The organism is Mucilaginibacter phyllosphaerae, assembly GCF_004378255.1.
GTDB lineage: Bacteria > Bacteroidota > Bacteroidia > Sphingobacteriales > Sphingobacteriaceae > Mucilaginibacter > Mucilaginibacter phyllosphaerae.
In genome coordinates this window covers 565,883-590,267 of the sequence record NZ_SNQG01000002.1, presented here as the reverse complement: position 1 = coordinate 590,267, position 24,385 = coordinate 565,883, and the positions used below count along the sequence as shown (strand labels likewise).

Genomic DNA, 24,385 nt, shown 5'->3' with positions numbered 1-24,385 from the left:
TATGGCTTCAACGGTAAATAATAGTAACCTTAAATGGTACCCTGTTTACACCCACCCACGTGCAGAAAAAAAAGCGTACAGCGCTTTAACAGAAAAAGGCGTTGAAGCATACCTGCCATTGCACCGCCGTTTAAAACAATGGAGCGACCGCAAAAAGTGGGTAGAAGAACCGCTGATAAAATCATACCTGTTTGTACGTATTGCAGATAACAACCAAACCGAAGTGCTCATGACTAAGGGTATTGCCAGGTTTATATATTTTTCTGGGAAGATAACAGCCATGCCCGACAGGCAAATAGATGAACTTAAGTTACTGATGGCAAGCTCGCTGGAACTTGAGGTAACCGAAGAAGATTTAAAACCCGGCGAAAAAATAAAGATAAAAGCAGGGCCTTTAAAAGGTATTGCCGGAGAAATAATAGCTTATAAATCGCAAAAGCAGCTATTATTACGGTTAGAAAATTTAGGATGCTCCATAATAGTTAATGTTGCGGCATCATTAATAAACAGGCTTTAGCTAATGCTATATATTAGTTAAAACCTTGTAAAAATACATCAGCGCATCAATACAAAAAATGCTGATTTTTAATAAGTTACATAAAATTATTGTGACTTACGGGGCGAAGCTACGTATAATCGAAAAAGTATGTGCAGGATAGCAGGGCTGGTTACTAACAGGTTAAAAAACGCAGAATTAATGCATGCTGTAAATGTAATGTGCAATACATTACAGCATGGCGGGCCGGATGATGCCGGTTTTTATTGCAATGATGATGCGGGGATAGCGTTTGGGCATCGCAGGCTTTCTATTATCGACCTGAGCGAAAAGGGCCATCAGCCTATGGCAGATGTTAGCCGCAAAGCCTGGATAACCTTTAACGGCGAAATATATAACTACCCGGAACTAAAGGCCGAATTGCAAAAACTTGGCGCTGCATTTACAAGCGGTACAGATACCGAAGTAATTATACAGGCCTATTTATACTGGGGCACCGCTGCCTTTGGCAGGTTACGCGGCATGTTTGCCTTTGCCCTGCATGATACCACCACAGGGGCGGTTTATTTGGTGCGTGATACCACCGGGATAAAGCCGCTGTATTATTGCACCAGTGATGATCAGCTTGCATTTGCATCAGAAATTAGGGCATTTAAAGCCGCCGGTATCGCTACTGCCGGCGATACCCGCTGGCCAATATGGCTGCTGGCATTTGGCCACATACCAGAGCCTTTCACCACCTTAAAAGATGTACTGAGCCTGCCTAAGGGTTATTTTTTATGCCGGGATAAAACCGGCAAGCATACCCTTACAAGTTACACCCCTGCCCCGGCGGCAGGTTACATTACCGATGCAAAAACAGCCTGTGCGGGCATTCGCCACCATTTGGCAACGGCTATAAACAGGCAGCTGATTGCCGATGCGCCAATAGGGGTGTTTTTAAGCGGGGGCATTGATTCCAGCCTGCTGGCCCTGCTGGCCAATCAGCAACGCAGGCAGCTAAAAACCATATCGATATTTTTTGATGAGAAAAAGTACGATGAGCGCCAGTATCAAAATGTGGTTGCAAGTAAAATTACCGGCCAAAACTTTACCCACCTGGTAAAGCAGCAGGATTTTGAAGAGCATCTTCCGCAAATTTTAAATGCCATGGATATGCCCACAACCGATGGCATTAACAGCTGGTTTATTAGTAAGTATGCCCGCCAGGATGGTTTAAAAACGGTACTATCCGGCGTTGGCGCCGACGAGCTGTTTGGCGGCTATCCATCATTTAACCGGATAGGATACCTGGGGTACCTGAGAACCCTGCCGCCCTTTTTGTTTTCGGCCTTTGGTTTACTAAATGGCAGCAAGTTTAAAAGATTAGCTTATTTAAAAGATAATAACTCAATAGCCGATTACCTTTTTTTACGCGGGCTGTTTACCCCTGCAGATATTGCAAAATTAATTGACACTACAGAAGCAGACATCAAAAATGCTTTGTTTGCAGATATAAAGGATGCAAGCCCAAGCAATTATAACAAATTGCAGGCAGCCTGGCTGGAAACCAACCTGTACATGCAAAATCAACTGCTGCGCGATACCGATATTATGAGCATGAGCCACGGCCTGGAAGTAAGGGTGCCGTTTTTAGACGAAGATTTTCAGCAATATGTATCGCAAATAGATCCGTCTGTAAGGTTTGATCAGCATCAGCCCAAAAAAATACTGATAGATACTTTTAAAGATATTTTACCCGGTAACATCTGGAACAGGCCTAAAATGGGTTTCACCTTCCCGCTGCAGCAATGGATGAAAACTAACCAGGCTATCAGCAACCCGGCCATGTATAATGGCAAGGCAGCTAAACAGCTTATCAACAAATTTAACAACGGACAATTGCACTGGTCAAGGGCATTTGCACTTTACCAGGTACAGGGGCATGTTTAAAAATATTACTCTTTTTTCGCTGCAAACATTTTGCACAACCGGCGGCATCCAAAAAATGACCCGCACGCTGGCGCATTCCCTAAATTATATTTGCCAGGAAAACAACGGCAGCTTTAAGCTGGTATCGTTATATGATACCGATAACGACCTGATGCCGCAGTACCTGCCGCCCGATAAATTCAGAGGGTTTGGCGGAATGCGGATAAGCTTTATTTTAAAAAACCTGTTTACCAAACAAAAGCCCGATGTAATTATACTTAGCCATATTAACCTGGCATTGATAGGCTTGCTGATAAAGCTGATTCGCCCTAAAACACAGCTATGGCTTATTGCCCACGGTATTGAGGTATGGCGCCCCATATCCTTACATAAAAAACAGTTATTAAAACGCTGCGATAAGGTACTTTGCGTAAGCAGCTACACCAAAGCGCAAATGCACAAATGGCATCAGGTAGCGCCCGGTAAGTGTGTGGTTTTGAACAATGCGCTTGATCCGTTCATGAAAATACCCGTGCACTTTGAAAAACCCGCCTATCTGCTGGAGCGTTACGGGCTTTCGGGCAAGCAACCTGTAATATTTACCCTTACCCGCCTGGCCGCTACCGAACAGTATAAGGGGCACGACAGGGCCATTAGAGCCATTGCCGCATTAAAAGATAAATTCCCGGATATAAAGTACATTTTAGCCGGTAAGTATGATGAAGCGGAGGGCACGCGGGTAAAACAGCTTATTGCCGCCCTGGGTGTTACTAAGCAGGTTATCTTAACCGGCTTTATAAACGAAGATGAATTACCCGACCATTTTTTGCTGGCAGATATATTTGTATTACCAAGCCGTAAAGAAGGTTTCGGGATAGTATTTATTGAGGCCCTTGCCTGCGGCCTGCCTGTTATTTGCGGCAATGCCGACGGCAGCACTGATGCCATTCGGAACGGCGAATTAGGCAAAGCCATTGATGCAGATGACGGGCATGAACTGGAATATTGTATTACCAGCCATTTAAACGCACCCTTAACTTTAGATAGCCGCAAGCATCTGAAAGATAAATGCCTGCAATATTTTAATGAAGAAACTTACATTAACACCCTGCAAAAAATGCTGAATAATGACTAACCCGGAAGAACACTGGGACCTGGAAATTAAACCGGCAAACACCCTGCTGGATCTGAAGCTGAAGGACGTTTGGCAATACCGCGATTTGCTGTTTTTATTTGTCCGGCGGGATTTTGTATCCTTTTACAAGCAAACCATTCTGGGCCCGCTGTGGTTTTTTGTGCAGCCCATTATAACCATACTGGTTTATAACCTTATCTTCAGCAGCCTGGCCGGTATAAAAACTGATGATGTGCCTGCCCCGCTGTTTTACCTGGCCGGCACCATTATATGGAATTACTTTGCCGATTGCCTTATCAAAACATCAACCGTGTTTAAAGATAATGCCGCTATGCTGGGCAAGGTATATTTCCCCAGGCTAATTATGCCCCTTAGCATCGTGTGCTCTAACCTCATCAGGTTTGGGGTACAGTTTATACTGTTTATAGTTTTACTGCTGTACTATGTACTGGCGGGTTACCATATTTCGCCAAACGCCGGCCTGCTATTGCTGCCATTTTTAATACTGATGATAGCAGCGCTTGGTTTAGGTTTTGGGATGATCATATCGGCTGTAACCACCAAGTACCGTGATCTGTCGTTTGTGGTATCATTTGGGGTGCCCCTGCTAATGTACACTACAACCGTAATTTACCCATTATCAGAGGTGGTTAAAAAATACAGCAGCTATTCGTGGGTTATAAAGTACAACCCCCTTACTGCAATTATAGAAACCTGCCGCTATGCTTTTTTAGGCAAGGGCAGCTTTACCTGGGATTTGCTGCTTTACAGCGCCGTATTTACAGTTATCATATTGTTTACAGGCATTGTAATATTTAATAAAGTAGAAAAAACATTTGTTGATACCGTATAATGGCTAAAGCAATAAAGGCAGAAGGCATATCTAAAGCTTACCAGTTGGGTGATTTTGGCACGGGCACCGTCTCGCGCGATCTGGAACGCTACTGGGCCAGGCTTAGAGGCAAAGAAGACCCCTTCTTAAAAATAGGCGAAACAAATGACCGTACCTTAAAAGGCGAAAGCGATATCGTATGGAGCCTTAAAGATATTAATTTTGAGATTGAGCAAGGCGATGCCGTAGGTATCATTGGCCGTAACGGCGCCGGCAAAAGCACCCTGCTTAAAATATTAAGCAGGGTAACTGCCCCCACCACCGGATCTGTAAAAGTTAAGGGGCGTATAGCAAGTTTACTGGAAGTGGGCACCGGTTTCCACCCGGAACTTAGCGGCCGCGAAAATATCTATTTAAACGGCGCCATACTGGGCATGCGCAAAGCCGAAATTAAACGCAAGTTTGATGAAATAGTGACCTTTGCAGGGGTAGAACGCTATATAGATACCCCCGTTAAGCGATACTCATCCGGCATGTATGTAAGGCTGGCCTTTGCCGTTGCCGCCCATCTGGAATCAGAGATCCTGGTGATTGACGAAGTGCTTGCCGTGGGCGATGCCGAATTCCAGAAAAAATGTCTGGGCAAAATGAATGACGTAAGCAAAGGCGAAGGCAGGACAGTGTTGTTCGTTAGTCATAACCTTGGCAGTATCAGGCAATTATGCAGCAGCGCCATGCTATTAAGCAATGGCAATTTACTTACGTCTGGCCCTGTGGAAGACACCTTGTCGCAATATTTAAAATCCAGCATCACCAACGGATCGCTTGACAATTATAAATATCAGGGTACAATGGTTAATAACGTAAAGTTTGTCGAGTTTTCAATAAACAATGTTATAGATAAAGAAGCTGTATTTTCGCCATCAGAAACATTGACCATACGTGTTAAATACAACTGCATAACCTATTTACCTAAATTCAGGGTGTCGATAAATTTTTATAAAGATTCGATATTAATATCCACCATACATGATAAATCATGGCCTGCTGAATTAAAAGAGGGTGAGTATTCGGCTACCTTTTCGATAGTCGGAAATTTTTTACGGCCGGGGAATTATACTATAGGTTTAGGGGGCCACGATGGAGACCCCATAAGCGAGGGAAAAGACTGGCTTTATCTTGATGAAGTTTACTCATTTACCATTACAAATGAATGGAGCGAGTTGAATGACTTTTCGGGCAGGGGCCTTGTAAATATTCCTAAGATCATTTAAATGAAATATCGATATACATCATATACTGCCCCATGCCCGGTTTGCGGCAATACAGATAACGAACTTTTATATAAAATAAGTGCTGATGAGGCGGCGAAACAATTTCTGATAAACCAAACGCCGCCCGATAAAAACAACGAGATGGATGTACTCTCTATCGTCAAAAAAAATATATCAAAACTATGGAATGCAAATAGCGCGGCAATTGTAAATTGTAAAAAATGTGGGTTTGGTTTTGCTGACCCGTATGTTGGCGGCGACAAAGAATTTTACAACCTTATTAGCCACGCACCAAACGAACCAACGGCAGAAGATGAACCTAAACCATATTGGAAGTGGGAATTTGATAAAGCGTACAATAAAATAGCCGATTTAGCCAAAACCAACAGCAATTTACAGTTATTAGAAATTGGGGCAAGTACAGGTAATTTTGTTAAAAGGGTTTCAAATATCATCCCCAAAAAAAACATCTTGTGCCTGGAGTATTCGTCTATCGGTGTGGATAGTATAAAAAAAGCAGGTATTACGGCGCAATCATGGCATTTTCACGGCCTTGCCTCAAAACCAGAATTCTTAGCGAAGTTTGATGTTATTTGCCTTTTTCAGGTGTTAGAACATCTGGACGACCTGGAAGCTACCTTTGATACTTTTAATGCCATAATTAAGCCTGGCGGGCATTTATTTATAGGTGTGCCCAATGGCAAAAAAATAAAATTCAATGAATTGAACGGCGCATTGCTTGATCTGCCGCCTAATCATATCGGCCGCTATAATAAACGCAGCTTTGAAATTTTAGCCGGCAAGTATCAATGGGAAGTAGCCGAGTTTGCTATCGAAACTTATACCCCATTAGATGTAATGAAAACGGTGATGTATTCGCAGTCACTTAAAAAAGCCCAATATCCGCCCGCTATACGTACTTTAAAATACAGGCTGAAAGAGTATATGAATATTAAGCGGCTACGCTTACAAGCACAGTTTAAACATAAAAACCTGGGCGAATGTATTTATGTACATTATAAAAAAGCACTTAAATGATCACCATTATGCCTTCCGGAAATTTAGGTAATCATTTATTTCAGTTTGCATTTGGCTGGAGCATCTCAAAAAAATTAAATACCGACTTTGTTTTTAACACAACTGAAATTGAAAAATACTTTGAGTTAAAACCCTATAATAATATATTCTTAAAAAAATCAAGGCTATGGCATTATATGCTATCGCTTAAATTTAACACTTATACCCAGGCTGACTTAAGCCAGGACGTTGAACCGCAAAACATAATTGATGCGGTTAAAAATCACACGGTAATATATGGCTATTTCCAGTCTGACTTTTTTTTTAAAGGTTATGAGGGCGCTATAAAAAAGGCTTTTAAATTAAAAGACGAGATACTTAAAACTTACATGGCAAGCTACTCCGGCCTGTTTAACAAACAGGTGGTTTGCGTTGGGGTTAGGATGTCTGAATATAAGGACTGGCATATTAAAGAATTAGATTACAATTCGCCATACATTGAACCTGAATACTATAAAAAAGCCATTAAGCTGATCAAAAACATCGAATCAAAAACATTGATCTTTGTCTCAGAAGATATTGAAACTGTAAAACAAGTTTTTAAATATGATAATGCAGTGTATATGAACACTGTTACAGACTGTTTGGCATCACTGTTACTGGCAGATGAGCTCATTATTTCTAACAGCAGCTTTTTGTGGTGGGGCGCATGGCTAAATAATAAACCCGATAAAATTGTTTACGCCCCCAGGTACTGGCTGGGGCATAAAGTGCAACGGGAATTTCCCAAAAATATCATCCCAAAAACCTGGGTCCAATTAGAGGTTTAGCTATATTATTTGAAAATTTTTATATTAAATACCCCACTGCCGCTTAGGCCTGTATCGCAGCTATATGCTTACCCTGCCCATAACAAGGATTATGGTATTGAACAGGATTTTTTAATATGGTTAAACAAGCAACATAACCTTTTAACCAATAACCCGGCAGAAGCCGACTGGCATTACCTGCCAGTGTATTGGACACGCTGGCACATCAATCATAACTTTGCAGCTAATGGTGAGGGGCTTGCAGAATTGCAGGCGGCAGTTGGCCAGGTTATTATTGATGATAAAAAAACCTTTACCATAACCCAATTTGATGGCGGTACCCTTTTAAATCTGGGCAATACGGTTGAATTTACCGGCGCCCGAACCATTAATAAAGGTATTGATGTACCTATACTTTGCAGCCCGCACCGTAAACCGCCGGTACCTTTTAAAAAAAAATACCTGGCAACATTCAACGGCTCGTTTGATACACACCCTATCCGTAAAGAAATGCAGCAGCAATACCAGCAAAGCATGCAAGTGCTTATACAGGGTGGGTTACCTACGCGTTTTTATAAAAGGTGGTTCTGGGCCAAAAATTACAATATCAGAACGATGGAATCATACATAGCGCTGTGCCCAAGGGGCACAAGCTGTAATTCGTTCCGTTTTTTTGAGGCCATGCAATTAGGCACCGCACCCTGCCTTATAGGCGATGTAGATGCCCGGCCTTTTAAAAAATTCATTCCATGGGATAACATAAGCTACTATGCGGCAACAATTGAGGAATTAGATAACCTACTTGCCGGTATAGATAAAAAACAAGCCCTAAAAAAAGGCATGGATGCTTATCAATACTGGAAAAACGAACTTTTTTATCAAAAGTGGTGCAAATATGTAATTATGGAGTTAGAAGATATAACAATATCAAATGCTAAGTAAGATCTGGAAGGCCTTAGGTTTGCATCTGTATATAGATACGAACAGAGTATATGGGCTGGATATTTTAAGAGCTTTTGCCATACTATCTGTTGTGGTGATACATCAGATGATTTATACCCCAAGTACATTAAATAAAATAATTGAGGCAACTTATTTAGATGGTGTATCGATATTTTTTGTTTTGAGCGGCTTTTTAATTGGCAGCATCCTTATAAAGCTGTTAAATAGCCCAAACATTACTTTTTATACACTGCTAAATTTTTGGTGGCGAAGATGGTTAAGAACAATCCCCGCGTACTATGTTACACTATCAGCACTAATTATCGCTTACAATTACAACAAGCCCCCGGGGCCTACTTTTAAACGTTTTTATATTTTTACACAAAATTTGTTTACGCCTCATCCGGGCTTTTTTCTGGAAGCCTGGAGCCTGTCTGTAGAAGAATGGTTTTATTTAACAATTCCCTTTGCACTTTTTATATTAGTTAAGATCCTTAAAATAAAAGTGCCGGCATCTGTTATCATTATATCAATAACAATAATTGCATTCTCTACTATTTTAAGGATAGAAAGATATTTTGACAACCTCAGCCCAATACATCTAAAAGACCCCTTTTTATTCAGGCAGGTTGTTACCCGTTTAGATAGTATTATGTACGGTATGCTGGCTGCTTATATAGCATATTATAAAAACGATAACTGGTTAAAAAACAAAAGATATAAGCTAATAACAGGCATTTTAATATTGATGATAAACAAGGTACTTACACAACTATTCCAAACACAATATTTACTATTTTACAATACCGCTCTCCGTTTTACTTTTGATGCTATAGGCACTGCTTTAATGTTACCTTATTTAAGCACCTACCGGCATCATGGTAAAGGTGTGATATTTAAAATAATTACGTACATAAGTTTAATATCGTACTCTATGTACCTTATTAATTTTACGCCCATGCAAGAGTATATTATTCCATTCATTAACCGGCATTTGCTTGGCTTTATTACGGATAAAGGCATACTTAAAAATGTAAACATGGTACTATCGTACCTGCTTATTATACCACTATCCATCTATTCTTACAAACTTATCGAAAGCCCGTTTATCAAATTACGCAATAGCATTAACTTTGGTAAAAAGTTACCTGCGCCCGTTGCTTAACCGTATGATGAATATTACTTTTTTTATACCTGCATATAATTGCGCCCAAACCATCACAGAGGCGGTAAAATCGGTTATGGATAATGCCGTTGCCGGCGACGAACTGGTAATTGTTAACGATTGCTCTACAGATGATACCGCTGCCATACTCGCCCATATAAGCAAAAACAACCCTGTTGTTAAAATCATAACCCATAAGCATAATAAAGGCGGTGCCGCCGCCCGTAACACCGCAGTTGAAAACGCAGAGCACGATCTGCTGTTTTGCCTGGATGCGGACAATGTGCTTGTACCCAAAAGCATCGATGCTTTAAAAAAATATTTAACTGATCAACAAGCCGATGTGGCCTCGTTTCAGTATCAGCACTTTTTTACTACAGATAAACTTGCCCCTGCCTATGTGTGGGAATTACCGGCCGGCCAATATGATATAACCCGTTATCTAAAGGGTGAAAATGCACCCGGCCAGCATGGTAATTATTTGTTTACCAAACAAAGCTGGATAAATGCCAAAGGATACGCCGAAGGTGCGGGCGCGCTGGATACCTGGACGTTTGGGTTAAGGCAGGCTATCAGCGGGGCTAAAATAGTTGTACTTAAAGATACTTACTACTACCACCGGCTAAATCATGATACTTCCTACTGGATGCGCGATGCCGAATTAAGCCTGTGGTCATCATCGGTAAAAGCCACTTATGCCCTTTTCCCATTTTTTGATCTGATAGATGAAAAGTTTTTGAACTACATGCTTGGCAAAGGGCGTTATAAATGGTTTTACACACTAAAAAAAAAACCCCTTAAGCTGGTAAGTAAAGGTGCAAAAGATAACTTTTACGCCGCCCTTCATATAAAGCTTAATAAGTATCTTTACCCAAAAGCCACACTTGCTGCCCGGGCTATCAACAAAATTAAAAAAACCTATAAGCAGTAATGATAGCCGTTAGATTAGAAGGACGCCTCGGTAATCAGCTATTTCAATATGCCTTTATTTATTCGGCTGCCAAAAGGTTAAATACATCTTACTACATAGATCAATACACTACTTCTTCCAGTGTCGACAAATATTTCGATACTAATATGCAATTACCAGGGCCATTAGTAGCAAAAGTTTTCTCGATAAAAAGCTTTAAAAACATTTTTAACTTTCACCTGCGCAGGCTGTACTATAAAAGATTGGCTCAATTTCATCGCCTAACCATAAACCAGTTTACGATAAGCGATTCTTTTAACGATGTAGCTCTAATAGATAATTGTATCTATAGCGGCTATTTTCAATCAGAAATATTCTTTAAAAATTTTGAACCCCAAATACACCAATGGTTCACCTTAAAGCCTGAGCATAAAAATGCTTTCCATTTAAAATACAACCATTTATACCAAAACAACCGTATTGTAACGATACATGTGCGCAGAACAGATTATCAAAATTTACAGCATTTAAATTTAGGGAACGCGGATCTTACCTTACCGCTTGGCTATTATCAAAATGCTATTTCAAATTTAAATGACGAGAATACACACTTTGTTTTTATAACAGACGACGTACCTTTTGTTACCCATAACTTCCGTTTTTTAACAAACAAAACAATTTCTGCCGATACAGAGATCTTAGATTTTCAACACATGATGAATGCCGATGTGTGCATAATATCTAACAGTACTTTTAGCTGGTGGGGCGCATGGTTGAATAGTAATAAGAATAAAACAGTGTATTGTCCCCAATATTATCTTGGTTATCATTTAAAAAAAGATTTTCCGCCTAATATTTATCCAGATGATTGGAAACAAATTGCCTATTGATACTGCTATGTATAAGCATTATCCTGCTATTCATAATTTTAATTCGGCTCGCCAGGTATTGCCCTATTTATTACAACTAACTACAATCAATAGCATTTTAGATGTAGGTTGTGGTACCGGTACATGGTTATATGTTGCCGCCGAATTAGGTGTAAAAAACATAAAAGGAATTGATGGAGCCAAACTACAGAGCGATGAACTTAAAATACCGGCAAAGGATTATTTACATCAGGATTTAACTGAAGCTTTAAGTTTAAATCAAAAATATGATCTGGTTATATGTTTAGAAGTAGCCGAGCATTTACCACCTCATGCTGCAAACACATTAATAAACTCATTAACTACACATAGCGATCTTATCTTATTTTCTGCGGCTATACCCGGGCAGGATGGCCAAAACCACCTTAATGAACAGTGGCCGGATTATTGGCAAACTTTATTTAAAAGTAAAGGCTTTTTCCCTTCTGTACTTATTAAAGAAGAATTTTGGGATAATGAGAATGTAGATTGGTGGTATCGTCAAAATATGCTTTTATTCGGCACCAAAGCAGTATTAGATTCGCTGGGCTTACCAATTGTAAAAAATATTCAATCTGTTATCCATCCAAGGCTATTTGATCAAAAAAATGAAAAAATAAACGAGCTTAATGATTTGATCAAAACTCAGATATGGCATCCTACATTAAAAAACGGACTAAAAACTTTTTTACGTTCTATTTTTAAATGGTAAATAAACCGGGGGTTTCAGTTATTATTTGTTGTTACAATAGTTCTTTGCTTTTAGAACAAACCCTGTTGCACATTATAACACAAAAAACGGATGAGGATGTAAACTATGAGGTTATAATAGTAGATAATGCATCAACCGATGGTACACAGCAAAAAGCAAAAGAAATATGGTATAAAAATAATCAGGGCAATATTAACCTGAATGTGATATTTGAACCAACCCCTGGTTTGGCCAACGCGCGGCAAAGGGGTATTAACGAAGCTAAATATGAGTACCTTGTTTTTTGTGATGACGATAACCGGCTTGATGAATATTATTTAAGCAACGTGGTAAAGCTTTTTAACACTCATGCCAATGCAGCCGTTTTGGGCGGTAACGGCACGGCCGATTTTGCTAAGGGCTTCGTACAACCCACCTGGTTTAAAGCTTTTTACCAAAGCTATGCTACGGGGGCATTAGCCGCCAATGAAGGTGTGGTAAGCAGTGTTTATGGTGCGGGGATGGCTGTGCGTAAATCGGTATTAAAGCAATTAGCGGGCATGTGCCCCATGTTACTGGCCGACCGTAAGCAAAAGCAGCTTACCTCGGGCGGCGATACCGAAATATGCCTGAGGGCAAGGCTTGCCGGCTATCAAATACTGTATTCACCTGAATTAACGTTTAAACATTTTTTGGTGCCGCAACGCCTTACCTGGCCCTATTTAAAGAAACTGCATATTGGCCTGGCTAAAAGCTACATGGTTATCAATTTGTATGAACTGGCATTAAATAATCTGCCTGCAAAATTGCCGCCTTTTTATTGGCTAAAAAAAACGATATATTACTGGGGTATATTTTTTAAGTACTGGCCAAAGCACTTTGCAGCTTACAAAAAAAAAGAAGGGGCCATTGAGGAGATTCGTCACCTGATGTGGAAGCACATTGCCTTAGTTTATATGGCATCTAATTTTAAAACCATAGCTATATACCGCCAGATTATTGAATTAAAAAATAATTTAAAGTGATCACCCTCTCCTACATCATTGCCACCCGCAACCGCCTGCCATTTTTAAAGATCACTTTAGAAAATTTAATGGCAGGCCTGCAGCCCGACGAGGAAATTGTAGTGGTTGACGGGGCGAGTACCGATGATACTGTTGCCTATCTTCAGGAGCTTTTTGATACCGGCAAGATCCACCGGTTTATTTCTGAACCGGATAAAAACCAGGCGCACGGGTGGAACAAAGCCATGCTGCTGGCAAAAGGCACCCTGATAAAAAAGATAATTGACGATGATGTTTTTTGTTACGCCGCCATACGCCAATGCAAAACTTATATGCTTAATAACCCACAGGTTGATGTGGTGATATCAAACGATCTGGGTAGCTCGTTATCTAATTATCAACAGGTTGATCATTACTCGCGGTTGCCGCAGTTTAAGCAGTGGGCAGAAGGCTTAACACCATCTTTTACCTTTGGCGATGTACACATGCTGGTTAGGCGCAGTTCGTTGGCATACATCGGGCTGTATAACACATCCTATATCATGATGGATTGGGAATATGCCTTGCGCATCAGTTATTTAAAGGCCAATATTGCTTATTACACCGGCTACAACGCGCTTAGTGTTGCGCATCCGCAAACCATCACCTCGCAAAAAAACAACAGCCTGATAACCCAACAAGGTAAAAAAGCACAGCAGTTTTATGATTATGCCGGTGATAGTGCAGCGATAAGCAATTGGTCTAAACTTAAAATTATGGCAGGCAAGGCCATTTACAGGGCAAACCAAACCGGCCCCAACAGCAATAGCCCCATCAATGCCGATATCCAATTGATATACAGCTACTACTACCAATACATTAACAGCCTTAACAACCAGGCATCTTTTACATTCATACCCGGCAGTTGAAACGCATACCTTCTTTAGACGGATTTAGGGCGATAGCGATATTATTAGTGTTGTTTAGCCATTCCCGGTACTCATCCGGGTTTCCGGCCGGCTGGGCAGATGTTGCCAGGCACGGCGGCATCGGGGTGAATGTATTTTTTGTGATCAGCGGCTTTTTGATCACTACTTTGTTATTAAACGAAGAACAAAAAAACGGGTTTATCAATTTAGGTGCTTTTTACATCAGGCGCGCCATCAGGATCCTTCCTGTATTTTTTCTGTACACATGCTTTATCCTGGTCTGGCAAAATTTCGAACCACTTAACCTCACCAAAAGCAATTTGGTACACGTTTTTACCTTCACCGTAAATTTCGATAAAGGCAGAAACTGGTTCCTGGGGCATTACTGGTCGCTCTCTGTCGAAGAACAATTTTATCTGCTATGGCCGCTAGTAATGGTTTTTTGCAGAAAATATATTAAGCCATTCCTGCTGCTATCCATCGTTTATTCATGCGCAGCACACATCATTGATTTTAAATTCCCGGCGTATAGCAACATCACCCTATCCCCTTTCTTTAATTATGCCGATGCTATCCTGATCGGGGCGGCGGGCGGCCTGCTTTACTTTGAAAACCCCGGCATCTTAAACCGTAAAATGTTTAACTCCTACCCGCTTCAGTTTGCAGCCCTGGGGGTATTCGTACTGTTCATTTACTTATCCGGTTACGGTAAACTGGCCATTATATCGCTGCCCTTTAGCGGCTTTTTTATAGCTGCAGCTATATTGTACCTTATTTTAAGCTACATCAGGCCCGGCGGTAACCTGGTTTACAGGCTGCTTAACAGCCGGGTGATGGTCCATATCGGCGTGTTGTCTTACAGTATTTATATCTGGCAGCAATTTTTTTTTGTAGGCCAGATAGATTTTGCCTGGCGGCATTCACCCCCAAACATTTTGTTGATCTATTTTGCCGGGCTTGCCTCCTATTATTTATGGGAAAAACCCTTTTTAAAGTTAAAACAACTGTTTGCAGCTAAACAATTGCAGGCAGCAAAACAACATGGCTAAACCGGTTATCAAACTTCAGTTTAAAAACGGCTTACAGCTGCAAACCTTTAAAAAAGAGGTTTTTGATGTTAACGGCGTATCCGGATTGTATGATTTTGAAGAATCGGCCGAGCCTGATTTTATCATCTTTGGCCCTTATGGTAACGATATTCCTCAGAAAGGTAATTATACGCGCATAGGCTACTTTTGCGAGAATGTGAAACCGGATATGGCTATTTGCGATTGGGCGTTCGGCATCCCCGCTGAAGATAATATTGGCCATAGCCGCTACAAAAGGATCCAATGGCATGGCACCGATCCGCAGCAGCTGGTAAAACCACCTAACTTTGATGCCGAAAAAGGCGCCGCCGGTAAAACGCATTTCTGCAATTTTTTGTATTCGCACCGGGTAGCTTACCGCGAGGAGTTTTTCAGGCAGTTATCAAGCTATAAAAAGGTTGATGCACCGGGCAGATCGATGAAAAACATGGCCGGTATTGATGAGCAGTACACCGGCGATATCTGGGAGCGTAAAAGGCAATTTTTGCAGGGTTATAAATTTACCATCGCTTTTGAAAACTATGTTTACCCCGGCTACCAAACCGAAAAACTGTACGATGCTATGTTTACCAACAGCATCCCCATTTACTTTGGCGACCCGCACATTGGTAAAATATTTAATACCGCAAGCTTTATCAACGCGGCAGATTACATCAGCATTAAAAATAAAAAACTGCTGCACTGGCTGGAAAATGTAAGCCAGCCCAACTTTGTTGACCTGCGGCCCGCCTTTTATAAAAGCCCCTTAAACAGGTTACAGCGCAAACTTAAAGCCTGGGGCCGCGGTGTAAAAATGCAGCTGCTGTTTAAAAGCATCAACTTTACCCCGCTTATTAACCGCATTATAGCGTTAGACAGCAACCCGCAACTATACACGGATATGCTTAAGCAACCCTGGCTAATAAATAACCAACCGCCCTTAAACACGCTGCTGAAAAGCCGGTGGGTGGAAATTTTTGAAAGCAAACGTTGACTATCCCTTTAGTTTCTATCATTATACCCGTTTACAATGCAGAGGGCTATTTAGCCCCGGCAATTCAATCGGCGCTTAACCAAACGTGGCCCAGTAAGCAGATCATTGTGGTTGATGATGGGTCGACAGACGGGTCGTTAGCTGTTGCGCGGTCTTTTGATAACGGGATGATCACTGTGCTTTCGCAGCCCAATAAAGGTGCAGCCGCTGCCCGCAACCATGGTTTAAAACATGCCACAGGGCAATACATTCAGTTTTTAGACGCCGACGATCTGCTGTCGCCAGATAAGATCTCGGCGCAAATGGCTGTATTAAATAACCGTACCGAACATTTAGCGGTTTGCAGCACCATCCATTTTAAAGATGGCGATGCGTATAAAAATATCCAATTAACAACCGAATGGTTTGCCGAAGGATCTGACGACCCTGTTGATTTTATGCTGAAGCTTTATGCCGGTAATGAGGTATTGCCCGGTTATGGCGGGATGATAGCCTTGCATGCGTGGCTCACGCCAAAAAATTTAATTGACAAAGCCGGTGGATGGAATGAGCAATTAAGCCTGGATGACGACGGCGAGTTTTTTTGCCGCGTAGCTTTGCTTGCTGCAGGGATAAAATTTAGCCCTGCAGGGCTTGTTTATTATCGCAAATTCGATCATAACCGCTCTTTATCGGCACAAAAAAACCAAAAAAGCCTGGAAAGTGCCATAGCCGCAACCGATCTGAAATTTGGCTACCTGGATGCAAAAACAGGTAATTCGCTTATTAAACCCATTTTTGCCCGGCATTACTGGTGGATGGGGGTATTGGCCTATCCGCAATTTAAAACGCTGTATCAATACTGCATCAATAAAGCAAAGCAACTTGGCTACAATGGCCCCAAATACGTGGGCGGCCCCGCCGGGCACCTGCTTACCAAATATGCCGGCTGGAAAATAGCAAGGCGCATAGCTTACTACAAACAATCATTAAAAAAGTGATGCGTATCAGGTCCGGAATAAAAAACTTTATCAGGCAGTTTCCTTTTATCTATCCCGCGGGTATGATAAGCTCTTGCGCCAGGTGGATAGACCGTGAAAATACCAAAAGCGGCATTTATGCAGGCGTGCGTAAACATTCTTATAAGTTTTTACAACCCGCCGAACATCAAACGCATCAATTACCGTTGTTGGATCAGGAGCTGGACGCCAAACAATTTAACGCCAATACCTTTTACCAAACGGCACCTGCCTATTTGTATAATTTAAAAGATTGCTATCTGTATAAACAGATGGGCCTGGTACTAAACAAACACCATGCGCTTTTTAAAGAATTTACACATCACTTTGGCATCAGCACCTTATCAAAATTTTTGTTTAAGCGCCCATTTTTTACCTACTCGGCCAGGGTTAACCACAAAGCCGGGATCGGGGCTGTTTTGGTATCGCCGCAAAGCCATAACTATTACCACTGGTTGTTTGATGTATTGCCGCGGATCAAACTCTACCAATCGGTGGCCGGCCAGATCAATCATTTTTGTGTTTCGGCTGCTGTACCGCAAAAGTTTTTAGAGATCCTGCCCCAATTTGGCATCCCGACAGATCAGTTACTTTTAATTAACGACACTCAAAAATTCCATTTCGAAAGTTTGTTTATCGGCTCACTACCCGGTAGCGAAGGCCGTTCGCCCCAGTGGGCGATAGATTATGTACGATCAGTATTAATAAAAGAAACCTCGACATCTGCCGCCAAAAAGATTTATTTTAAACGCGGTGACAGCGCTGGCCGTAAGATTATTAACGAAGATGAGGTTATCATAATGCTGAGATCACAAGGCTTTGAGATCATTAATCCTGATGCTTTAAGTATAGCCGGCCAGATTGCTATTGTGCAGCAGGCAACGGTAATTATTGGTGCGCACGGCGCAGCGCTGGCCAATTTAATGTTCGCCAAAACCGGTACCGCTGTCATAGAAATATTCTCGCCCGATTATTTCAGGACAGATTGCTATTTTACCCTGGCGCGAATGCTTGCTTTAAACTACCAATACCTGCAGGGCACAAAGCCCGATCATGCAGCCTGGGGTGATATTTGGGTAGACGAAGCCTTACTTACCCGTAAATTGCAGCAAATTAGCGCCTGATAAAAAAATTTATTACAACAACGCAATCCTAAAACAACAGCATTTATTGAACCAGCCGCTTAACATCATTACAATTGCCACCGGCAAAAAGCTGTACGTTGATATGGCTGCAAACCTGGTTCGCTCTTTTATTTTGTGGAATAAAGATAGCGGCATTCGCTTTTACCTGGCTACAGATCTGCCGCAATACCTACCGGCAGATGTAAGCTCATATATCGAAGTGATAAACTTACAGCCAAATGAATTAGGTAAAGGCTTTTCGCCCAAGCTGCATTTAGATAAAATTGCCCCGGCTGGCAAAACTTTGTTTATTGATAGCGACTGCCTGGTGTATGGCAGCTTACTACCCGTTTTTGAGCAGTTTAACGGGCATCAGGTATCTGTTGTGGGTAACTACGCTGCTGACGGAGAATGGTTTGGTGATATTGCAGCAGTTTGCAGGCAATTCCATATACCGCAATTACCTAAATTTAACGGTGGCATCTATTACCTGGAAAACGGCCCCGAGGCAGCAAAAGTATATGCAAAAGCCCGTGAGTTAGAAGCACGCTATGACGAGATAGGCTTTGTACGCCTGCGCGGCCGCCCCAACGATGAAGTTTTGATGGCCCTGGCTATGCAGCTGCACGCACAGTACCCAATAGAAGATGACGGGCTTATACTGGCTGAATTTGTAAATTTCAAATCAGGCATTAAATCTGATATACTAAAAGGCACAGCCGAATTATATAACGATTCCAAACATCCTCTTTATCAAAAAAACTGGCACTTAACCATAGCAAAGCCGCTTATTGTGCACTTTTTGGGGCATTACAATCAACTATTGCCATATACGGCCGAAGTTAAAAAATTGAAATATATCTCAGAAGATCGTTACACCCAATCATGGGCCACATTACTAAGTTATTTAAAGGTAACTTTACCAACCACTATAGGTAATTTAATTAAAGATATGTTTAGGCCCGTGTATCGTGTGGTTATTGGCACGCGCAGCATTAAACCTTCCGAAAGAATCATCGAATAATTTTGGACATTAGCATCATTATACCAAGTTACAATCGTTTGTGGAGCTTGCCAAAAGCAATAAGCAGCTGCCACGAAACCGCTTTGAATATTGAGGTGATTGTGATTGACGACGGCAGTACCGATGGCACCTGGAATTGGTTGGCCAAACAGCAAAACATCGTTGCGCTCCGGCAGGATAATATGGGTAAAGATTGGGCCGTAAATAAAGGATTTTCCATTGCAAAAGGCAAATACATTCGTTTCCTGGATTCTGACGACTGGTTACTACCGGGATCCTCTCTTTCCTTATTTACTTTGTCAGAAAAAAATCAGCTTGATATTGCTTGCGCGGGTTACCAGTTATTTGATGAACAAGAGCAATTTATTAAAGAGATTAGCTGGACAATATGCGACGATTTCCTGGCGCAGCAGCTTGGTGAATGCGAGTCATCACATTATAGTGCTTATCTTTTTAAAAAAGAATTTATACAAGCAATACCTCACCGCCAGGAATTTGGCGCGTTAGACGATAGGCAATTTGTAATAGAAGCCGCTCTAAACCAACCAAAAACAGATTTTATACCAATGCCCACGCTGGCCCATCGTGTGCATCAAAAGCAAAGGCTACAAAATGCCACCGGTTTACAGATATCTGCAAATCACCTGGCGCAACTAACTATTTATAAAAGAAGCATAGCCCGGTTATCTACAAAAGGTATATTAACGCAACGCTATAAAAATGCAGTTTGTAACACATTATGGCATCTATCCCATTGGATTGCCAAAACACATTTGGCAGATGGGCGTGAAGTATATGATTGGGTTTACGAATTGAACCCTAATTTTAAGCCTACCGAAAACCTGGGAATAGCACGTCTATATAAACATTTTGGTTTTACAATGTCCGAAAAATTGTTAAAATTAAGACGGTAATTTAACATATGCGCTATAGTAAACCCTTAAACATTTTTTACGCCGAACCGGACTCTGACAGGTGGATTAAGTTTGACCGTTACCCGCGCCGGCTCATTAGGTATTTGGTACGGGGCAGGCAAAGGCCCGGCGGCGTAATGATGGTTGCTTTAAATCTTATGCTCGGGTTAGATAAAATTGGCATTCCCTACCGCTTGAATAATTACCGGTATATAAAAAACCATCCTGAAGAGATAGCCTGCATTATTGGGAAACCGCATTTAATAGATCAAAAGCAATGGCGCAATCCTATCATTTTTGGTGCAGGTGTGTATTCGCACCCTGTTGATTACCCTAACTTGTTTGAAAAGCATCCTAACATACAGAGGTTGTTAGTACCTGGGCCATGGATGAAAAAAATGTGCGAACCTTTTTATGGTAATAAAGTAGAGGCATGGCCAGTAGGGATCAGCATGGAAGATTGGGCACCCTTTAATAATATAAAGGACACCGATTTTTTAATATATGATAAAATAAATATAGCACGTAAAGCACATACCGGGGATGTACTTGAAACAATATTAAAAGTATTTAACCGGCATGATCTATCTTACTTATATATTAAATATGGGCAATATACACACGCCGAACTTAAACAAAAATTAAGCCGGGTAAATGCAGTTGTTTTTTTATCAGAAAATGAAACGCAGGGACTGGCCTATCAGCAAATGCTGGCCACCAATACCCCGGTATTGGCATGGGACAGGGGCGGCTACTGGCAAGACCCCAATTATTATCCTCACCGGGTAAAATATCAGCCGGTAAGTTCGGTGCCTTACTGGGATGAACGCTGTGGTTTAAAATTTACCGGCGCGGGTGATTTCGAAGACGTTTTAGGGCGTTTTAAAAGTGATTTAGGGCGTTTTTGTCCGCGTGATTTCATCAGGGAAAACCTGACTTTGGAAATCTGCGCCCAAAAATATCTCGACCTATATCAACAGGTACAAAAGGAGCTGGACACGGAATGAGGATACTATTGATCATGGATCCGGGGATACCTGTACCACCCGAAGCTTACGGCGGCCACGAACGCCTCGTTTACCTTTTTGCTGAAGAATACCAAAAGCTTGGCCACCAGGTAACCCTGCTTGCCGGGCCAGATTCGCACTGCAGCGGCACAACAGTGGCCTTTGGGGTCAACAATCTTAACCGTAGCGTATTACAAAAAAATAAAGAGGTAATATTTGCCTGGCAATACCTTTACCGCAACCTCCATAATTTCGATCTGGTACATAACTTTGGCAGGCTGATATACCTGTTGCCGGTATTAAACAGCCCGGTAAAAAAAATAATGACCTACGGCAGGCCGGTATCTACAAAAGGCATTAGGCTGCTTGTTAAATTACCACATAAAAACCTGATATTCAGTGCATGTAGCGATTACTGCGTATCCACAGGTAATGTGGCCGGGCATTGGGAAACGGTTTATAACACCATTGATTTTTCTAAATATCAGCTTAATCAACATATTGCAGAGGATGCCCCGCTGATGTTTTTAGGCCGCCTGGATAAAATAAAGGGTGCCCATACAGCCATTAAGGTGGCCAAAGCAACCCATCATAAACTGATCCTGGCCGGCAACATACCCACCACGCCGGATAACCTGCACTACTACAAAACCGAGATAGAACCGCTGATAGATAACGACCGGATTACGTATGTTGGTGCCCTTAACGACAGGGAAAAAAACACTTATTTACAGCAGGCCAAAGCCCTCCTTTTCCCGATAGAATGGGATGAACCCTTCGGGATGGTGATGATAGAAGCTATGGCTTGCGGCACCCCGGTTATAGCCTTTAAGCGTGGCTCGGTGCCCGAGGTTGTGCAGGAGGGTATAAATGGTTTTGTAGTGAAAGATGCCTCAGCAATGGCAGCAAAACTGGCTGTAATAAGCGCTATCGACAGAAAGCAGTGCCGCGAAAGCGCAAAGCAACGCTTTGATGTGGATATCATAGCTAAACAATATCTCAGTTTGTTTAATGGCTAAAAAAGTGGTTTTGGTATCATCCGGCCAGCCCACCTTAAACCCGAGGCTGGTAAAAGAAGCGGATGCTTTAAGCAACGCAGGTTATAAGGTAACCGTTATTTACGCTTATTGGAACGATTGGGGAACCAAACATGACGAGCAATTATTACCTGCAAAAAAATGGCAGGCAGTACGCGTTGCAGGGGCGCCCGTTGATGCTAAAACAACTTACTTTTTAAGCAGGTTAATAAACTTTGCGGGCAGGCTGGCAGTCAACAGATCGTTAGACAGGTTTGCAGAATATGCGATATCACGCAGTACCTTTTTTTTATTAAAAGAAGCTAAAAAGCATAAAGCTGATCTTTATATCGCCCATAACTTAGGGGCCTTGCCCGCAGTAGTACAGGCCGCAAAAGCCAACAATAGCCTTTGCGGGTTTGATGCAGAAGACTTTCACCGCCACGAGATAAGCGATGATCTGAACAACCCGGATGTAAGGCTAAAAGGCTATATAGAAGATAAATATCTGCCGCAAACAAACTATTTTACTACCAGCAGCGAACAAATTGCCGAGGCCTACCGGCAAATTTACCCGAAACTAAAGCCGGTTGTATTGCTGAATGTTTTCCCCAAAGGTGATGTAAGGGCTATCAAAATAAATTATCATCAGCCTGTAAAACTACTTTGGTTTTCGCAGGCTATCGGGGCTAATCGTGGGTTAGATGACATTGTTGACGCACTGCAAAGGTTAGATCCGGCCGATTATGAACTTCACCTGCTTGGCAGCACAATGGGTAACGAAGCCTTTGCCGACAGGTTAAATAACAGCGGGATCAACATCAAATTCCATCATACGATGCCTGCAGATGAGTTATCCCTTTTTGCAGCAAAGTTTGATATCGGGCTGGCATTAGAACCTGGCTTCAGCATCAATAACAACCTGGCCTTAAGTAATAAATTATTTACCTACATGCAGGCCGGGCTGGCTATTATTGCCAGTGATACAGCAGCACAGCAACATTTTATGAACAAGTATCCGCACGTTGGCCGCAGTTATTCAAAAGGTAATGCAGCACAACTGGCAACTATACTTACCGCTTTTAATACCAACCGCAGCATGCTTGATGCCTGTAAATCCGAAGCGTTGAGGCTTGCCCATGAGCAATATAACTGGGAAATGGAAAGCCTGAAGTTTTTAGACGTTGTAAAAAACACCTTATCCACAAAAAATTAATGCAGCAACAGCGGCCCCAAAAATGGTTTTACGGCGTAGACAGCATCCGGTTTATACTGGCTTTAGTTGTCATGCTATCGCACTTTGATAATGTTTATGCCGTTGCACTTAAAAGTTCGGCGTTGCTGCCGGTAAAGACGGCGGGTGTATTTTTAGCTAATGCGTTTGATGGTACATCAGCTGTGGTCGCATTCTTTATTATATCAGGTTTTGTGATCCATTATCCATCTAAAAAAGGCATTGCCAACGTACCGCAGTTTTGGGTAAGGCGCTTTTTACGGATCCTGATCCCGTTGGTAATAATTATCATTGCAGGCGCCTGGTTCGGTCATCCCGAACAAACGGTTACCTGGAGTTTGTTTTGCGAACTCATCTATTATGCCATTTATCCGGCTCTTTTAAAGATCAGAATCAGTTGGAAAACAAAATTTACAGCAGCCTGGGTTATGGCAGCAGTATTTATAGCTATAGGCGCTTATTCGGATGTGCGGGCTTTTATCCATCAAACAAATACCAACTATCATGGCTATTACTGGCAGTTTGGCAATTATCTTACCTGGATAGTTGGCCTGCCCTGCTGGCTGCTGGGTGTTTTAATAGCCGAGCATATTGATGAACCGCGATTGGTAAACACACGTACTGTAATATTATACAGGCTTGGGGTATTTGCCATCAGCTGCTTTTGCTGCTTTGCTAAATTTCACCTGCATTTAAGTTACATATTAAGCATGAATGTATTTGCCCTATTGCTATACAAGTGGATACAAACCGAGATAGTTTATTATAAAAGCCAACAGCCAATATCGGGTTTAGAGAAAATGGGTAAATTTTCTTACTCCTTATACCTTTGCCATCCTATTATATTTTTATTGTTAAAGCGGGTGATCATATTCAATGGCTTTACCTATCCGCTGTTTATCGGTTTAACTATTTTGGCAGCTTACCTGTTTTATTTACTGATAGAGCGGCCTGCACACCGGTTGGCGCGTAGCATCAACCGCAGATATTTTACCGCCGCATAAT

General features: G+C 41.8%; 24 protein-coding genes. All 24 read left to right on the top strand.

The window, feature by feature from the left end; genetic code table 11:
- Position 1 precedes the first annotated feature (1 nt).
- The 24 genes from E2R65_RS07485 to E2R65_RS07370 all read left to right on the top strand — a co-directional run bounded on the left by E2R65_RS07485 (position 2) and on the right by E2R65_RS07370 (position 24,384).
- Positions 2-517 carry a UpxY family transcription antiterminator gene (locus E2R65_RS07485; protein ID WP_134335858.1) on the top strand — a complete coding sequence of 172 codons (516 nt, stop codon included), beginning with the start codon at positions 2-4 and terminating at the stop codon, positions 515-517.
- 129 nt (positions 518-646) lie between these two features.
- Complete coding sequence (gene asnB / locus E2R65_RS07480) at positions 647-2,428, top strand: asparagine synthase (glutamine-hydrolyzing) (protein WP_134335857.1); 1,782 nt, start codon at positions 647-649, stop codon at positions 2,426-2,428.
- On the top strand, positions 2,421-3,542 hold the full coding sequence (locus E2R65_RS07475) for a glycosyltransferase family 4 protein (RefSeq protein WP_158285236.1): 1,122 nt from the start codon (positions 2,421-2,423) through the stop codon (positions 3,540-3,542). The genes asnB and E2R65_RS07475 overlap by 8 nt, the downstream gene beginning before the upstream one ends.
- Entirely contained in the window at positions 3,535-4,395 is an 861-nt protein-coding gene (locus E2R65_RS07470) for an ABC transporter permease (RefSeq protein ID WP_134335855.1), read from the top strand. The genes E2R65_RS07475 and E2R65_RS07470 overlap by 8 nt, the downstream gene beginning before the upstream one ends.
- Positions 4,395-5,648, top strand: a complete 1,254-nt coding sequence (locus E2R65_RS19810) for an ABC transporter ATP-binding protein (protein WP_134335854.1) — start codon at positions 4,395-4,397, stop codon at positions 5,646-5,648. Before E2R65_RS07470 ends, E2R65_RS19810 begins: the two co-directional genes overlap by 1 nt.
- Positions 5,649-6,686 carry a class I SAM-dependent methyltransferase gene (locus tag E2R65_RS07460; protein WP_134335853.1) on the top strand — a complete coding sequence of 346 codons (1,038 nt, stop codon included), beginning with the start codon at positions 5,649-5,651 and terminating at the stop codon, positions 6,684-6,686.
- Positions 6,683-7,495 carry an alpha-1,2-fucosyltransferase gene (locus E2R65_RS07455; RefSeq protein WP_134335852.1) on the top strand — a complete coding sequence of 271 codons (813 nt, stop codon included), beginning with the start codon at positions 6,683-6,685 and terminating at the stop codon, positions 7,493-7,495. The genes E2R65_RS07460 and E2R65_RS07455 overlap by 4 nt, the downstream gene beginning before the upstream one ends.
- 9 nt (positions 7,496-7,504) lie before the next feature.
- Positions 7,505-8,416: an exostosin domain-containing protein gene (locus E2R65_RS07450; RefSeq protein WP_134335851.1), complete on the top strand. Its 912-nt coding sequence runs from the start codon at positions 7,505-7,507 to the stop codon at positions 8,414-8,416.
- Positions 8,406-9,581 carry an acyltransferase family protein gene (locus E2R65_RS07445; RefSeq protein WP_134335850.1) on the top strand — a complete coding sequence of 392 codons (1,176 nt, stop codon included), beginning with the start codon at positions 8,406-8,408 and terminating at the stop codon, positions 9,579-9,581. Before E2R65_RS07450 ends, E2R65_RS07445 begins: the two co-directional genes overlap by 11 nt.
- Positions 9,582-9,585: 4 nt before the next feature.
- A complete protein-coding gene (locus tag E2R65_RS07440; protein WP_134335849.1) occupies positions 9,586-10,512 on the top strand; it encodes a glycosyltransferase family 2 protein in 927 nt (308 codons plus the stop codon).
- On the top strand, positions 10,512-11,381 hold the full coding sequence (locus E2R65_RS07435) for an alpha-1,2-fucosyltransferase (protein WP_134335848.1): 870 nt from the start codon (positions 10,512-10,514) through the stop codon (positions 11,379-11,381). Before E2R65_RS07440 ends, E2R65_RS07435 begins: the two co-directional genes overlap by 1 nt.
- The gene (locus E2R65_RS07430; RefSeq protein ID WP_134335847.1) at positions 11,356-12,111 is read left to right on the top strand and encodes a class I SAM-dependent methyltransferase; all 756 of its coding nucleotides are present in this window, start codon (positions 11,356-11,358) and stop codon (positions 12,109-12,111) included. Before E2R65_RS07435 ends, E2R65_RS07430 begins: the two co-directional genes overlap by 26 nt.
- Positions 12,105-13,115, top strand: a complete 1,011-nt coding sequence (locus E2R65_RS07425) for a glycosyltransferase family 2 protein (protein WP_134335846.1) — start codon at positions 12,105-12,107, stop codon at positions 13,113-13,115. Before E2R65_RS07430 ends, E2R65_RS07425 begins: the two co-directional genes overlap by 7 nt.
- On the top strand, positions 13,112-14,002 hold the full coding sequence (locus E2R65_RS07420; protein WP_134335845.1) for a glycosyltransferase: 891 nt from the start codon (positions 13,112-13,114) through the stop codon (positions 14,000-14,002). The genes E2R65_RS07425 and E2R65_RS07420 overlap by 4 nt, the downstream gene beginning before the upstream one ends.
- Positions 13,999-15,051, top strand: coding sequence for an acyltransferase family protein (locus tag E2R65_RS07415; protein ID WP_158285234.1), 1,053 nt, complete (start codon positions 13,999-14,001; stop codon positions 15,049-15,051). Before E2R65_RS07420 ends, E2R65_RS07415 begins: the two co-directional genes overlap by 4 nt.
- Entirely contained in the window at positions 15,044-16,063 is a 1,020-nt protein-coding gene (locus tag E2R65_RS07410; protein WP_134335843.1) for a glycosyltransferase family 10 domain-containing protein, read from the top strand. Before E2R65_RS07415 ends, E2R65_RS07410 begins: the two co-directional genes overlap by 8 nt.
- The gene (locus E2R65_RS07405; protein ID WP_134335842.1) at positions 16,060-17,043 is read left to right on the top strand and encodes a glycosyltransferase family 2 protein; all 984 of its coding nucleotides are present in this window, start codon (positions 16,060-16,062) and stop codon (positions 17,041-17,043) included. The genes E2R65_RS07410 and E2R65_RS07405 overlap by 4 nt, the downstream gene beginning before the upstream one ends.
- Before the next feature lie 62 nt (positions 17,044-17,105).
- On the top strand, positions 17,106-18,185 hold the full coding sequence (locus E2R65_RS07400) for a glycosyltransferase family 61 protein (RefSeq protein ID WP_158285233.1): 1,080 nt from the start codon (positions 17,106-17,108) through the stop codon (positions 18,183-18,185).
- A 46-nt stretch (positions 18,186-18,231) separates the two neighbouring features.
- The gene (locus E2R65_RS07395; protein ID WP_134335840.1) at positions 18,232-19,209 is read left to right on the top strand and encodes a hypothetical protein; all 978 of its coding nucleotides are present in this window, start codon (positions 18,232-18,234) and stop codon (positions 19,207-19,209) included.
- A gap of 2 nt (positions 19,210-19,211) precedes the next feature.
- Positions 19,212-20,123, top strand: a complete 912-nt coding sequence (locus E2R65_RS07390; RefSeq protein ID WP_158285232.1) for a glycosyltransferase family 2 protein — start codon at positions 19,212-19,214, stop codon at positions 20,121-20,123.
- 8 nt (positions 20,124-20,131) lie between these two features.
- On the top strand, positions 20,132-21,130 hold the full coding sequence (locus E2R65_RS07385) for a glycosyltransferase (protein WP_134335838.1): 999 nt from the start codon (positions 20,132-20,134) through the stop codon (positions 21,128-21,130).
- Positions 21,127-22,149: a glycosyltransferase gene (locus tag E2R65_RS07380; RefSeq protein WP_134335837.1), complete on the top strand. Its 1,023-nt coding sequence runs from the start codon at positions 21,127-21,129 to the stop codon at positions 22,147-22,149. The genes E2R65_RS07385 and E2R65_RS07380 overlap by 4 nt, the downstream gene beginning before the upstream one ends.
- The gene (locus tag E2R65_RS07375) at positions 22,142-23,362 is read left to right on the top strand and encodes a glycosyltransferase family protein (protein WP_134335836.1); all 1,221 of its coding nucleotides are present in this window, start codon (positions 22,142-22,144) and stop codon (positions 23,360-23,362) included. Before E2R65_RS07380 ends, E2R65_RS07375 begins: the two co-directional genes overlap by 8 nt.
- On the top strand, positions 23,362-24,384 hold the full coding sequence (locus E2R65_RS07370) for an acyltransferase family protein (RefSeq protein WP_134335835.1): 1,023 nt from the start codon (positions 23,362-23,364) through the stop codon (positions 24,382-24,384). Before E2R65_RS07375 ends, E2R65_RS07370 begins: the two co-directional genes overlap by 1 nt.
- Position 24,385 lies beyond the last annotated feature (1 nt).

Bases quoted from the DNA above. Each gene is read 5' to 3' on its own strand.
- E2R65_RS07485 (WP_134335858.1), top strand. From the start codon at position 2: ATGGCTTCAACGGTAAATAATAGTAACCTTAAATGGTACCCTGTTTAC.
- asnB (WP_134335857.1), top strand. From the start codon at position 647: ATGTGCAGGATAGCAGGGCTGGTTACTAACAGGTTAAAAAACGCAGAA.
- E2R65_RS07475 (WP_158285236.1), top strand. From the start codon at position 2,421: ATGTTTAAAAATATTACTCTTTTTTCGCTGCAAACATTTTGCACAACC.
- E2R65_RS07470 (WP_134335855.1), top strand. From the start codon at position 3,535: ATGACTAACCCGGAAGAACACTGGGACCTGGAAATTAAACCGGCAAAC.
- E2R65_RS19810 (WP_134335854.1), top strand. From the start codon at position 4,395: ATGGCTAAAGCAATAAAGGCAGAAGGCATATCTAAAGCTTACCAGTTG.
- E2R65_RS07460 (WP_134335853.1), top strand. From the start codon at position 5,649: ATGAAATATCGATATACATCATATACTGCCCCATGCCCGGTTTGCGGC.
- E2R65_RS07455 (WP_134335852.1), top strand. From the start codon at position 6,683: ATGATCACCATTATGCCTTCCGGAAATTTAGGTAATCATTTATTTCAG.
- E2R65_RS07445 (WP_134335850.1), top strand. From the start codon at position 8,406: ATGCTAAGTAAGATCTGGAAGGCCTTAGGTTTGCATCTGTATATAGAT.
- E2R65_RS07440 (WP_134335849.1), top strand. From the start codon at position 9,586: ATGATGAATATTACTTTTTTTATACCTGCATATAATTGCGCCCAAACC.
- E2R65_RS07435 (WP_134335848.1), top strand. From the start codon at position 10,512: ATGATAGCCGTTAGATTAGAAGGACGCCTCGGTAATCAGCTATTTCAA.
- E2R65_RS07430 (WP_134335847.1), top strand. From the start codon at position 11,356: ATGATTGGAAACAAATTGCCTATTGATACTGCTATGTATAAGCATTAT.
- E2R65_RS07425 (WP_134335846.1), top strand. From the start codon at position 12,105: ATGGTAAATAAACCGGGGGTTTCAGTTATTATTTGTTGTTACAATAGT.
- E2R65_RS07410 (WP_134335843.1), top strand. From the start codon at position 15,044: ATGGCTAAACCGGTTATCAAACTTCAGTTTAAAAACGGCTTACAGCTG.
- E2R65_RS07400 (WP_158285233.1), top strand. From the start codon at position 17,106: ATGATAAGCTCTTGCGCCAGGTGGATAGACCGTGAAAATACCAAAAGC.
- E2R65_RS07385 (WP_134335838.1), top strand. From the start codon at position 20,132: ATGCGCTATAGTAAACCCTTAAACATTTTTTACGCCGAACCGGACTCT.
- E2R65_RS07380 (WP_134335837.1), top strand. From the start codon at position 21,127: ATGAGGATACTATTGATCATGGATCCGGGGATACCTGTACCACCCGAA.
- E2R65_RS07375 (WP_134335836.1), top strand. From the start codon at position 22,142: ATGGCTAAAAAAGTGGTTTTGGTATCATCCGGCCAGCCCACCTTAAAC.
- E2R65_RS07370 (WP_134335835.1), top strand. From the start codon at position 23,362: ATGCAGCAACAGCGGCCCCAAAAATGGTTTTACGGCGTAGACAGCATC.